This is a genomic window from Janthinobacterium sp. 64 (assembly GCF_002813325.1).
GTDB lineage: Bacteria > Pseudomonadota > Gammaproteobacteria > Burkholderiales > Burkholderiaceae_D > Janthinobacterium.
This window is the reverse complement of record NZ_PHUG01000001.1, coordinates 1601115-1614183: the sequence shown is the minus strand read 5'-3', so window position 1 is coordinate 1614183 and position 13069 is coordinate 1601115. Positions and strand designations below refer to the sequence as shown.

At 62.9% G+C, this 13069-nt stretch carries 11 protein-coding genes and 1 pseudogene; 9 read left to right on the top strand and 3 right to left on the bottom strand.

Translation table 11 applies throughout. From position 1 onward, the window contains the following. Positions 1-34 precede the first annotated feature (34 nt). Positions 35-565 carry an adenylyl-sulfate kinase gene (gene cysC, locus CLU91_RS07060; RefSeq protein WP_100873590.1) on the top strand — a complete coding sequence of 177 codons (531 nt, stop codon included), beginning with the start codon at positions 35-37 and terminating at the stop codon, positions 563-565. Next, entirely contained in the window at positions 562-2565 is a 2004-nt protein-coding gene (locus CLU91_RS07055) for a diguanylate cyclase domain-containing protein (protein WP_157814636.1), read from the top strand. The genes cysC and CLU91_RS07055 overlap by 4 nt, the downstream gene beginning before the upstream one ends. Before the next feature lie 3 nt (positions 2566-2568). Here the strand turns inward: CLU91_RS07055 and CLU91_RS07050 are convergent, their stop codons facing one another. From CLU91_RS07050 to CLU91_RS07040, 3 genes are all read right to left on the bottom strand, one after another. Then, positions 2569-3486, bottom strand: coding sequence for a pyridoxal-phosphate dependent enzyme (locus CLU91_RS07050; protein WP_100873588.1), 918 nt, complete (start codon positions 3484-3486; stop codon positions 2569-2571). Positions 3487-3565: 79 nt separating this feature from the next. Continuing rightward, positions 3566-4069, bottom strand: a complete 504-nt coding sequence (locus tag CLU91_RS07045; protein WP_100873587.1) for a MarR family winged helix-turn-helix transcriptional regulator — start codon at positions 4067-4069, stop codon at positions 3566-3568. A 355-nt stretch (positions 4070-4424) separates the two neighbouring features. After that, positions 4425-5183 (bottom strand): DeoR/GlpR family DNA-binding transcription regulator, encoded by a 759-nt coding sequence (locus tag CLU91_RS07040; RefSeq protein ID WP_071076562.1) that lies wholly within the window; start codon positions 5181-5183, stop codon positions 4425-4427. 194 nt (positions 5184-5377) lie between these two features. Between CLU91_RS07040 and glpD the strand changes: the two genes are divergently transcribed. The 7 genes and pseudogenes from glpD to CLU91_RS07005 all read left to right on the top strand — a co-directional run bounded on the left by glpD (position 5378) and on the right by CLU91_RS07005 (position 13003). Beyond that, the gene (glpD, locus tag CLU91_RS07035; protein ID WP_442906420.1) at positions 5378-6949 is read left to right on the top strand and encodes a glycerol-3-phosphate dehydrogenase; all 1572 of its coding nucleotides are present in this window, start codon (positions 5378-5380) and stop codon (positions 6947-6949) included. 74 nt (positions 6950-7023) lie between these two features. Beyond that, the gene (locus CLU91_RS07030; protein ID WP_100873586.1) at positions 7024-8118 is read left to right on the top strand and encodes an ABC transporter ATP-binding protein; all 1095 of its coding nucleotides are present in this window, start codon (positions 7024-7026) and stop codon (positions 8116-8118) included. A 1-nt stretch (position 8119) separates the two neighbouring features. After that, positions 8120-9220: an ABC transporter ATP-binding protein gene (locus tag CLU91_RS07025; protein ID WP_100873585.1), complete on the top strand. Its 1101-nt coding sequence runs from the start codon at positions 8120-8122 to the stop codon at positions 9218-9220. Next, complete coding sequence (locus tag CLU91_RS07020) at positions 9220-10104, top strand: carbohydrate ABC transporter permease (RefSeq protein ID WP_034754965.1); 885 nt, start codon at positions 9220-9222, stop codon at positions 10102-10104. Before CLU91_RS07025 ends, CLU91_RS07020 begins: the two co-directional genes overlap by 1 nt. Beyond that, positions 10101-10907: a carbohydrate ABC transporter permease gene (locus tag CLU91_RS07015; protein WP_100873584.1), complete on the top strand. Its 807-nt coding sequence runs from the start codon at positions 10101-10103 to the stop codon at positions 10905-10907. Before CLU91_RS07020 ends, CLU91_RS07015 begins: the two co-directional genes overlap by 4 nt. Position 10908: 1 nt before the next feature. Further along, positions 10909-11211 carry a DUF2160 domain-containing protein gene (locus CLU91_RS07010; protein ID WP_402718758.1) on the top strand — a complete coding sequence of 101 codons (303 nt, stop codon included), beginning with the start codon at positions 10909-10911 and terminating at the stop codon, positions 11209-11211. Between the two features lie 63 nt (positions 11212-11274). Then, a pseudogene (locus tag CLU91_RS07005) lies at positions 11275-13003 on the top strand (ABC transporter substrate-binding protein). Positions 13004-13069: the final 66 nt, after the last annotated feature.

Below are 13069 nucleotides of genomic sequence, written 5' to 3'. Positions count from 1 at the left end.
TATATTGCCAGCTCTACAAAAGAGAGGCAGTGTGATGACAGCAGGACAACACGACACGGTCTGGCTGACGGGCTTGAGCGGCGCCGGCAAGACCAGCATTGCGCTGGCGCTGGCGCAAGCGTTGAAGGCGCAGGGCCGCGCCGTGGCGCTGCTCGACGGCGACCAGCTGCGCCATGGCTTGAACCGCGACCTCGGTTTTACGCCGCATGACCGGCATGAAAACATCCGCCGCACGGCCGAAGTGGCGCGCCTGATGAACGACTCGGGCCTGACCGTCATCGCCGCCTTCATTTCCCCATACCGCGCCGACCGGGCCATGGCCGCCGCCATCATCGGCGCGGCGCATTTCATCGAAGTCCACGTCAGCACGCCGCTGGCCGTGTGCGAGGCGCGCGATCCCAAGGGCCTGTACGCGAAGGCGCGCGCGGGGCAGCTTGCGCAATTCACGGGCATTTCGGCGCCGTATGAGGCGCCGCTGGCCGCCGCGCTGACCCTGGACACGGGCACCCTGGCGCTGGACGAGTCGGTCGAGCGCCTGTGCCACTACCTTCAGCAGCGGCCGTGACGACCTGGCGCAAACGATTGCGCCGGCGCCTGCCCGCCAGCCTGAAGGCGCGCATGAGCGTGGTGGTCTTCCTGCTCGTGCTGGCGGCCGTGGCCTCGCTGGCGCTGGCCACCCTGAGCGTGGCCGAGCGCGGCATGCGCGACGTGACGGGACGCCAGCAGTATGTATCGCTGGCCAGCGCCGCCGTCTTCATCGACGAGGAACTCGATGCGAAGCGCAATGTGCTGCGCGCGATGGCAGACAGTCTGGCGGCAAGCGGCGCGCACGATGGCGCCGGCCTGCAGCGCTTCCTGGCCGCGCAAACGGTGCTGGGCAAGGAGTTCTACACGGCCGCCGTGGTTGGCGTCGACGGCTTTGTGCTGGCCAGTGTGGGCCCCGTCAAACCGCAGGCAAGGATGAACCTGAAAGGCCGCCCGTATTTCGACCAGACGCTGGCGACCCGGCGTTCCGTGATTTCCGCGCCGCTCAACGGCAGCATTTCGGGCATGCCCATCGTGGTGGTGACGCAGCCCGTGTTCGACGCGCACGGCGCCATGCGCCATGTGCTGGCAGCGAGCGTGAACCTGCGCCAGCCCGATTTCCTGGGACGCCTGGGCGCGCTCAAGCCGGGCACGGGCGGCTATCTGTACATCATGACCAGCACCGGCGTCATCGTCGAGCATCCCGACAAGTCGCGCATCATGCAGCATATCGAAGCGCATGGCCCGATCAGCGAACCGACGCGGCGCGCCATGCAGGGCTTCGAGGGCTGGCTGACGGGCACCACCACGCAAGGCGTCGATGCCTTGTTCGCCTACCACCGCATCGCCGCCACGGGCTGGATACTGGCCTCGGTTTATCCGATGCATGAAGCTTTTGCGCCACTGCATGCGATGCGCAGCAAGATATTGCTGGCCGCCGTGCTGTTGGCGCTGCTGGCGGGACTGGCCGGCTGGCGCGTGGTGCTGCGCCTGTTGCAGCCTTTGGAGCGCCTGCGCCGCCATGTGCATGAAATCGGCCGCCAGCGCCTGGACATCGGGGCGCTGCAAATCGAGCGGCGCGACGAAATCGGCGACTTGAGCCGCGATTTTTACTCACTGGTGGCCGAGCGTGAAATCGCCGAGGCGCAGACGCGCGACAGCGAACGGCGCCTGAAGCTGCTGACGGACCATGTGCCCGTGGTGATCGTCTACATCGACCGCGAGCACCGCTACCAGTTCATCAACGCCACGTTTGAAAAATGGTTCGGCCGGTCGCGCAAGGAAAGCATGATGCAGTCGATACGCGACGTGCTGGGGGAGGACGCGTATCAATTGCGCGAAGCCTACCTGCAGCGCGCCTTCTCGGGCGAGGAGGTCGAATATGAATTCACCATCGATGGCGAGGGGGAGGCGGGCCGGCGTGCCTTCCAGACCAGCTATGTGCCCGATGTGGGCGAGAGCGGCGCGGTGGAAGGCGTGTATGGCCTGATCCACGAAATCACCAAGACCAAGGCGGTGCATACGGCGCTGCAGTTTGCCGCCGCCACCGACACGCTGACGGGCATCGCCAACCGGCGCCGCTTCGACGAACAGCTGGCGCAAAGCATGCAGCGCACGCGCGTGGCGCGCGCGCCGATGGCGCTGGCCTATCTCGATATCGACCGTTTCAAGGCCATCAACGACAGCCTGGGACACAAAACGGGCGACGAGGTGCTCAAGGAATTCGCCGCGCGCCTGGTGCGCAGCGTGCGCGCCAGCGACCTGGTGGCGCGCCTGGCCGGCGATGAATTCGTGATCATTTTCGACGGCGTGAACGGCGCGGCGGAAGTGCGCCAGATCGGTGCGAAGATCATCGACGCCATCCGCCAGCCGTTCGAGCTGGCCGGCGGCCCGCTGCCGGTGACGACCAGCATCGGCATCGCCATCTTCCGCGAAGGCGCGCTGACGCCGGCGCAGTTGCTTGACCTGGCGGACCAGGCCCTGTATGCCGCGAAGAGGCAGGGCCGCGACGGCGTGGCGCTGCTTGAGGCGGCGCCGTAGCTATTACAGAGTGGCGCTCCAGTGGTCGAGCTGCTGCGTGGTGGCCGTGACGCCGCCGCAGACGATGACGAGCACATTGCGGTAGGGCGCCAGTTCCGGCACCTTGCCGTAGACGGCGGCCAGCGCCGCGCCGCAGGCCGGCTCCACCACCAGGCGCTGGTCGTCAATAAAGCGCTGGCAGGCGGCGACGGCGGCCTTGTCCGAGACCACCACGCTGTGCAGCAGGCGCGTCTGGCTGATGGCGTAGGCTTGCGCGCACACCTGGCGCGCGGCCAGCGAGGTGGCGATGCTGGCGACAGATGGCAGGGCCACGTGGTCGCGCGCGGCCACGGCCGCCGCCAGCGAGGCCGCGCCTTCGGTTTCCACGGCCACGATGGCCACGTCGTCCCAGCCGTTGCGCAGCAAGCCTTCGGCCACGCCGGCCAGCAGGCCGCCGCCGCCCACCGACAGCACCACCGCGTCCGGTTTCAAGCCAGCGCGGGCCACTTCATCGATCATGCCCGCGTGCCCTTGCCACAGCAGCGGGTCGTCGAACGGGTGCAAAAAGGCGTCTTGCGGCGTGAGCATCGACTGCGCCAGCGCGTTGGCTTCCTGCCAGGCGGCGCCGTGCACGATGACTTCGGCGCCTTCCTGGGCGATCAGGGCCCGGGCCCGCGCGCTGGTCGTTTCCGGCACCACGACGATGACGGGAATGCCCAGCTGGCGTCCCGCGTAGGCGACGGCGATGCCGGCATTGCCGCCGGAAGAAGAGATGAAGCGGCTGGCGCCGCGCCGCGCGTATTCTTCGCAGGCCAGGCCGATGCCGCGGATCTTGAAGGAGCCGGGCGGCTGCAAGGCTTCGAGCTTGAGCCAGATGGCGCGTTCGCTGAGCAGGCTCAGCGCACGGGAGTTGAGCAGAGGGGTTTCGATGTGCAGGGCCATGCGTGTTCCTGATAAACGGTCAGGCCAGCATCATAGCCGAAGCGCCCGTGCCACCGTCCCACGCTTGCCGCAAGCGGCCTTAATTCAGGGGCGCGCTCTTGAGCTGATGCGTGCGTGCCACTGCCTTCATAGCCTCGAGCAGGTCGTCGCGCAGCTGGCGCGGCAGCTTGCCGAAGAATTCCTCGTCGTTCTGGTCGGCCATCTCGGCCAGCACGGGCACCAGCGCCTCGCCTTCCGTGGTCAGTTCGATCGAATGCTGGCGGCGGTCGGCCAGCAGGATGGACTTGCTGACCATGCCCTTGCTTTCCAGGCGGTCGATCAGCTTCGACACGGCGCCCTTGCTCATGCCGGACACTTGCGCCAGCACCGTGGGCGAGGTGCAGCCCAGACGGAACATTTCGCGCAGCACCACCCATTCGGACACCGTCACGCCGTTGGCTTCCGCTTTTTTCTGGAAGCTGTGGGAAACGTGGTTGGAGACGAAACGCAGCCAGTAGCCCAGATGGGCTTCCAGTTCGCTGACGGGAACGCTGTTGGAATGGACTGCTTGCGGCGAGGCGGCCGTTTCAAAATTATGGCTCATTTCTTTTCCTTCACTGGGCGGCGTTGTCGGCATGGTCAGGGCCTTGACGCTTGCTGTCGAGTGGTTTGTTTGGGAATAATCATCGTGCTTGAGGTAGTTTTAACACTGTTTTCACAGGAAATCACTGACCGGCAAAGAGTTTTTCCTCATTTCCTTGCTCTGGATAGATAAAAAGCAATATCAAGCGGCTAATCGTATTACCGGAGAGGAAGATTAAAAAAATAACTCATGTTGTATCAATGGTAACAGCTTTTTTGCCGAATTGATAAATATTTCATACCATTCGCTGCGCTGGCCCCGACCTGCCGTATTGCCCACGCGGCAGTGCGCCGTTTCATGCAGACCTACCTGCCGCTCAGGCCACCACCACTTTGACGCCCGCGTCGCGCAGTACGTCGGCAAAGCGGGCCGGCGGCGGCGCATCCGTAAACAAGATATCGATTTGCGCCAGGTCGGCCAGGCGCACCAGCGCCTTGCGGCCGAATTTATGCTGGTCAGCCACCAGCCACACCTCGCGCGACTGCTCGATGATGGCTTGCGCCACTTTTACTTCGCGCGCATCGAAGTCGCGCAGGCTGCCGTCTTCGTCGATGCTGGAAATGCCGATGATGCCGATGTCGACCTTGAACTGGCGGATGAAGTCGATGGTGGCTTCGCCCACGATGCCACGGTCGCGTCCGCGCACCACGCCGCCGGCCACGATGACTTCGCAGGCGGCGTTGTCGGCCAGGATGGCGGCCACGTTCAGGTTGTTCGTCACCACGTGCAAGCCCGTGTGCTGTCCCAGCGCGCGCGCCACTTCTTCGGTGGTAGTGCCGATATTGATCAGCAGCGAGCAGCCATGCGGCACTTGCGCCGCCACGGCGGTGGCGATGCGCCGCTTGGCGTCGCTGTTGAAGACCTGGCGCTGGCTGTAATCGATGTTTTCCACGGACGAGGGCAAGCCCACGCCGCCGTGATAGCGGGCCAGCAGGCGCGCTTCTTCCATCTGCTTGACGTCGCGCCGCACGGTTTGTGGCGTGACGTCGAGTTGCTGGGCCAACTCCTCGACCGACATCGTGACTTTCTGGCGCACCACTTCAAGCAAGCGGCGCTGGCGGGGATTCAAATTCATGGGCGTGTCTCTTTAAAATTGCATAAGCGAACAAAATCGAACAAATGTGGGTGAAAACATGTTGCTATGAGTTCGATTTATGGCGTAATCTTATCCATATTGCATTCGTATGACATCCGTATTGATCTTAACCACAGTCGCCGGGTGTGCCTAGTCTTTCTTGGTCGCTTGTCCTTGATAACGATGGAGTCCCGATGGCCTCAATGCAGCAGGGAATCGACGCGGTGCCGCAGCCGGCGATGACATGCGACGTGCTGGTGGTGGGCGGCGGCATCAACGGCGCCGGCATCGCGCGCGACGCGGCGGGCCGGGGCTTGTCCGTGGTGCTGTGCGAAAAAGACGACCTGGCCGCGCACACCTCGTCCGCATCCACCAAGCTGATACACGGTGGCCTGCGCTACCTCGAATACTATGAATTCGGCCTCGTGCGCAAGGCGCTGATCGAGCGCGAGGTGCTGCTGCGCTCGGCGCCGCACATCATGTGGCCCTTGCGTTTCGTCATGCCGCACGCCAGGGGCCAGCGTCCCGCCTGGCTGATACGCGCCGGCTTGTTCCTTTACGACATGCTGGCGAAGCGCGAAATCCTGCCCGCCTCCAGCGGCATCGATCTGACCCGCCACGCGGCGGGACAACCATTACAACCCCAGTTCAAGCGCGGCTTCGTGTATTCCGACGGCTGGGTCGATGATGCGCGCCTGGTGGTGCTCAACGTCATCGATGCGGCGGACAAGGGCGCCACCATTCTGACGCGCACGCGCTGCACGACGCTGGCGCGCGAAGGCGAGGGGGAGGGCGCTTCCTGGCTGGCCACCTTGCAGCATGCCAGCGGCACGCAGACGACCGTGCGCGCGCGCAGCGTCGTCAATGCGGCGGGACCCTGGACGGCCGAGTTCCTGCAGCAGGCGGCGCCCGGCGGACAGGGCCGGCATTTGCGCCTGATCAAGGGCAGCCATATCGTCGTCAAGCGCTTGTTCGCGCATGATCACGCATATATCTTCCAGCATCCCGATGGACGCATCGTGTTTGCCATTCCGTATGAGCATGATTTCACGCTGATCGGCACCACCGATCTCGACTACCAGGGCGAGCGTGGCAAGGTGGAAATCGATGACGAGGAAATTCGTTACTTGTGCGAGCTTTCCAGTTACTATTTCAGCAAGCCCGTCGTGCCGGCCGACGTGGTCTGGACGTATGCGGGCGTGCGCCCGCTGGTGGAAGACGCGGCGGCCGACGCCAAGGCCGTCACGCGCGATTACCGTTTCGAACTGGACCAGGAAGGCGCGCCGCTGCTGAGTATCTTCGGCGGCAAGATCACCACGTTTCGCAAGCTGGCCGAGGAAGCGCTCGATCTACTGGCGCCCTTGCTGGGCAATACACGGCCAGCCTGGACGGCCAACGCTTGCCTGCCCGGCGGCGACGTGTACGGCAGCACGCCGCAGAACCGGTCCGTGCGCGAGTTCGGCCAGTTCGTGCAAGGCTTGCAGCGCGAGTATGCGTGGCTGCCGGCGGCGCTGGTGGCGCGCTATGCACGGGCCTACGGTACGCGCATCCATGTGCTGCTGGCCGGGCGGACGGACCTGGCGGCCATGGGCGAGGAAATTGTCGCCGGCCTGTACGCGGCGGAAGTGGACTATGTGCGGCGCCATGAATGGGCCGTCAGCGCGGCCGACATCCTGTGGCGGCGCTCCAAGCTGGGCCTGCACCTGCCGCGCGAGACGGCGGCCACGCTCGACGCCTGGCTGTTGCAGCACCCGTTGTCGTCGTAAGCGCAATACGTTGGCGACCGCGCCCCACAGAGGGTACGGCGAAGAATAAGAAACCATCACTGGAGGAGACGCGCGTGCAACTGGTACTGGACAAGATCAGCAGGAAGCAGGGGGCTGACGATTATTTATATCCGATGTCGCTGGCGCTGGTGCCGGGCGCCATCAACGTCTTGCTGGGCACTACGCGTGCCGGCAAGACCACCCTGATGCGCGTGATGGCGGGCCTGGACAAGCCCAGCGGGGGCACGGTGACGGCCGATGGCGTCGACGTAACGGGCGTGCCCGTCAGCAAACGTAACCTGGCCATGGTGTACCAGCAATTCATCAACTATCCAGCCTTCACCGTGTACGACAATATCGCCTCGCCCTTGCGCTTGCGCAAGGAGCCCGAGGAGCAGATCCGCACCAAGGTGCTGGCGCTGGCCGAGCGCCTGCACATCACGCCGTATTTGCAGCGCACGCCAGGAGAATTGTCGGGCGGCCAGCAGCAGCGCACGGCGCTGGGGCGCGCGCTGATCAAGGATGCCTCGCTGTTGCTGCTCGACGAACCGCTGGTCAACCTCGACTACAAATTGCGCGAGGAATTGCGCCGCGAATTGACGGAACTGTTTTCCAGCGGCAGCACGACGGTCGTGTATGCCACCACGGAACCGCTGGAAGCGCTACAGCTGGGCGGCCACGTGGCCGTGCTGCACGAAGGGCGGCTGCTGCAGCAGGGGCCGACCCTGGACGTCTTCAACGCGCCCAATTCCATCGCCGTGGCGCGCACCTTCAGCGATCCGCCCATCAACCTTATCCCGGCGCAAGTCGATGCAGATGGCGTGGCGCAATTGGCCGACGGCCTGGCCATACCCCTGAGCGATGCACAGCGCGCCCGCCTGGGCGACAGCACGGAGGTGATCCTCGGCGTGCGCGCGCACAGCCTGCATCTGTCTCCCCAGTCCGATGGCGACGTGGCCATTGCGGCGCAGGTGGACCTGGCGGAAATCAGCGGCTCGGAAACCTATGTGCATGCGCGCCGCGGCGAGCTGGCCCTGGTGGCGCAACTCGGTGGCGTGCACAAGCTGGAGATCGGCAGCGCCTGCACCGTGTATTGCCAGCCGCATGCCTTGCTGATCTTCGGGCAAGACGGCGGCCTGCTGTTCGCTCCTGCGCAGGGAGGAGTGTGACATGGCGCGCATCGAACTGGTCGACCTGGCCCACGCCTACAAACCGAACCCGACGGCCCCCGCCGACTATGCGCTGCGGCCCATGAGCATGGAATGGCAGGACGGTGGCGCCTACGCCTTGCTGGGGCCGTCCGGCTGCGGCAAGACGACTTTGCTCAATATCATCTCCGGCCTGGTGAAACCGTCGCATGGCAAGGTGCTGTTCGACGGCAAGGATGTGACGCAGCTGCCCACGGAAGCTCGGAATATCGCGCAAGTGTTCCAGTTTCCCGTCATCTACGACACCATGACCGTGCACGACAACCTGGCGTTTCCGCTGCGCAATCGCGGCTGGAAAGAGATCGAGGTGAAAAAGCGCGTGCAGCAGGTGGCGCAGATGCTGGAATTGACGGGCGACTTGAAACTGCGCGCCAGCGGCTTGTCCGTGGACGCCAAGCAAAAGATTTCGCTGGGACGGGGGCTCGTGCGCCCCGACGTGGCGGCCGTGCTGTTCGACGAACCGCTGACGGTGATCGACCCGCATCTGAAATGGCTGTTGCGCCGCAAACTCAAGGAAATCCACCACGAACTGAAATTGTCCCTGATCTACGTTACCCACGACCAGGTGGAAGCGCTGACCTTTGCCGACCAGGTGGTCGTCATGACGCAGGGCGAAGTGGTGCAGACGGGCAGCGCGCAAGCGCTGTTCGAGGAACCGGCACACACCTTTGTCGGCTACTTTATCGGCAATCCGGGCATGAACTTGCTCGATTGCACCCTGGACGATGGCGGCGTGCGCGTGGCGGGGCAGCTGCTCGCCGTGTCCGCCGCTGCCCGCGCGGCCCTGGCTGGCGCGCAAGGCAGAATCACGATGGGCGTACGACCGGAATTCGTCGAATGCGTGAAAGCGGGCGAGGGCGGCGGGGGGAAGGATCATTGCCTGGACGCGACGGTCACGGCCGTACGCAACATGGGCACGCATTATCTGGCGGAATTTCAGCTGGGCGGCGCCACGGTGGCGGCCAAGCTGCGCGCCATCGATGCCGTCGTCGGGAATGCTGTGCGGCTGCGCTTTCCGCCGCAACGCACCCTTTACTATGTCAACGACAAGCGGGTGGCCTGATGATACATAACGGTAAAACCGATAACAACCGCCGTGCCTGGCTGCTGATTCTGCCCGTGCTGCTGTGCGTGGCCTTTTCCGCCATCCTGCCCCTGATGACGGTGGTGAACTATTCCGTGCAAGATATTCTGAGCCCCACGCAAAAGGTCTTCGTCGGTACCGAGTGGTTCCGCATGGTCATGCTGGACGGCGACTTGCACAGCGCCTTGCTGCGCCAGTTGCTGTTTTCCGGTTCCGTGCTGGCCATCCAGATTCCGCTCGGTATCCTGATTGCCCTGTGCATGCCGGCCGATGGCTGGAAGGCGTCCCTCGCCCTGGTGCTGATCGCGCTGCCCCTCTTGATCCCTTGGAACGTGGTGGGCACCATCTGGCAAATCTTTGGCCGTGGCGACATCGGCCTGATGGGCTACACCTTGAATCAATTGGGTTTTGATTACAATTACAACGGCAATTCGCTCGACGCCTGGCTGACGGTGATGGTGATGGATATCTGGCACTGGACGCCTCTCGTTGTGCTGCTGTGCTATGCGGGCTTGCGCGCCATCCCCGACGCGTATTACCAGGCGGCGCGCATCGATGGCGCCTCGCGCCTGGCCGTATTCCGCTACATCCAGCTGCCGAAACTGCGCAATGTGCTGATGATCGCCGTCTTGCTGCGCTTCATGGACAGTTTCATGATCTACACGGAACCGTTCGTACTGACCGGTGGCGGACCGGGCAATGCCACCACCTTTTTGTCGCAATACCTGACGCAAAAGGCCGTCGGCCAGTTCGATCTGGGGCCGGCGTCCGCGTTTTCATTGATTTACTTCCTGATCATCCTGCTGTTCTGCTTTGTGCTGTACACGTGGATGCAGAGAGTCGGCACGGGAGACCAGAAATGATGCATAAGAAAATCAGTGCCACCATCCTGATCGTCTTTTTGCTGGGTTCCTTGCTGCCCATCTACTGGATGCTCAATATGTCGCTCAAGACCAACGAGGAAATCGTCGGTGTGCTGAGCTTGTGGCCCGAACACCTGACGTTCGCCAACTACAAGACCATCTTTACGGACCCATCTTGGTATAGCGGCTACATCAATTCCATGATGTACGTGGCGCTGAACATGGTGATGTCGGTCACCGTCGCCTTGCCGGCCGCGTATGCCTTTTCGCGCTATAACTTTGTCGGCGATAAACACCTGTTCTTCTGGCTGCTGACCAACCGCATGACGCCGCCCGCCGTCTTCCTCGTACCGTTCTTCCAGCTGTACTCGACGGTGGGCCTGATGGATACGCACCTGGCCGTGGCGCTGGCGCACATGGTCTTCAACGTGCCGCTGGCCGTGTGGATACTGGAAGGCTTCATGTCCGGCGTACCCAAGGAAATCGACGAGACGGCGTATATCGACGGCTACAGTTTTCCCCGTTTCTTCATCCGCATCTTCTTGCCGATGATCAAGTCGGGCGTGGGCGTGACAGCCTTCTTCTGCTTCATGTTCAGCTGGGTGGAATTGCTGCTGGCGCGCACCTTGACGTCCGTCAATGCCAAGCCGATCGCCGCCACCATGACGCGCACGGTGTCGGCGGCCGGCATGGACTGGGGCGTGCTGGCGGCGGCGGGCGTGCTGACAATCGTGCCCGGCGCGCTGGTGATCTGGTTCGTGCGGCATTACATCGCCAAGGGTTTCGCGATGGGGAGGGTGTGACATGGAAAATACCGATAGCACAGCCAGCCTGTTCGGCTGGATGGCGTGGACGCCGGAAGTGGCCATCTTCTTCATCTGCATCGGCTTGATGCTCGCTGGCATGACGGTGTGGCAAATCCGTTCGCCCAGCATAGCACGCAAGGGCTTTTTGCCCATGCCGACGACGCGCGGCGACAGGCTGTTCATTGGTTTACTCACGGCCGCGTATGTGAATCTGGCGTGGGCGGGGTTTACGGAAATGCAGCAGGCCATCGGGGCCGGCATCAGTTTTGTAGTGTTGTTGGTGGTAATGCGTTGGGGATAAGTCGTAGATGAGAACACTGGCCCGCTATCGCAGGCCAGATGACAACTAAAAAGGAGATTCACGATGAAATTGAAGTTCACGGTCTTCGCGGCTGCGGCCATGCTCGTGTCGAATGCGGCCCTGGCCGACGCCAAGCAGGCGCAAACCTGGATCGACAAGGAATTCCAGCCATCCAGCCTGAGCAAGCAGCAACAGCTTGCTGAAATGCAGTGGTTCATCGATGCGGCCGCCAAGCTGAAAGCCAAGGGCATCAAGGAAATTTCCGTGGTCTCGGAAACCATCGACACCCACGTCTACGAATCGAAGACCCTGGCCAAGGCCTTCGAGGAAATCACGGGCATCAAGGTGCGCCACGACATCATCCAGGAAGGCGATGTGGTGGAAAAGCTGCAAACCTCCATGCAGTCCGGCAAGAGCATCTATGACGGCTGGATTTCCGATTCCGACCTGATCGGCACGCACTACCGCTATGGCGCCGTCGAGCCGCTGTCCGACTACATGGCCGCCAAGGGCAAGGAATTTACCAATCCCGGCCTGGACCTGAAAGATTTCATCGGCATCAGTTTTACCACGGCGCCCGACGGCAAGGTGTACCAGCTGCCCGACCAGCAATTTGCCAACCTGTACTGGTTCCGCGCCGACTGGTTCGCGCGCAAGGATTTGCAAGCCAAGTTCAAGGCCAAGTATGGCTACGAGCTGGGCGTGCCGCAGAACTGGTCCGCGTATGAAGACATCGCCGACTTCTTCACCAATGACGTGAAGGAACTGGACGGCAAGAAAGTGTATGGCCACATGGATTATGGCAAGAAAGATCCATCCCTGGGCTGGCGCTTCACGGATGCGTGGCTGTCGATGGCTGGCGCGGCCGACAAGGGCATCCCGAATGGCTTGCCCGTCGACGAGTGGGGCATCAAGGTGGCGGCCGACAAGTGCACACCCGTCGGCGCGTCCGTTTCACGCGGCGGCGCCACCAATTCGCCGGCGGCCGTGTATGCGCTGACGAAATACATCGACTGGATGAAGAAATACGCGCCGCCGCAGGCGAACGGCATGAATTTCTCGGAAGCGGGCCCCGTGCCGGCGCAGGGTGAAATCGCCCAGCAAATCTTTTGGTACACGGCATTTACGGCTGGCATGACGAAACCGGGCTTGCCAGTGGTGAACAAGGACGGCACGCCGAAATGGCGCATGGCGCCGTCGCCGCACGGCCCGTACTGGAAAGAGGGCATGCAGAACGGCTACCAGGACGTCGGTTCCTGGTTCCTGTTCAAGTCCACGCCCGATGACCGCAAGGCTGCCGCCTGGTTGTACGCGCAATTCGTCACGTCGAAAACCGTGTCGCTGAAGAAATCCATCGTCGGCCTGACTTTTATTCGCGATTCCGACATCCGCCACGATTACTTCACGAAGCACGCGAACGAATACGGCGGCTTGATCGAGTTCTACCGCAGCCCCGCCAGAGTGGCGTGGACGCCGACGGGCAACAACGTGCCCGACTATCCGAAGCTGGCCCAGTTGTGGTGGAAAAACGTGGCCACGGCCATTACGGCGGAAAAAAACGCCGCAGGCCGCCATGGATAACCTGGCCGAGGAAATGGACCAGGTCATGGCGCGCCTGCAGCGTGCCGGCATGAAGGCGTGCGCCCCCAAGCTCAATGCCAAGGGCGATCCGAACCAGTATCTGTCGGACCAGCACGCTCCATGGAAAAAGCTGGCGAATGAAAAGCCGAAGGGTGAAACGATTGCCTACGATAAATTATTGCAGGCTTGGAAAGAGGGCAAGGTAAGGTAGTCGTGTAAACTTCTGCCGCCGTTGTCCCGGGGCACGGGCGCTTGCCCGTGCCTCTTCACTGTATAG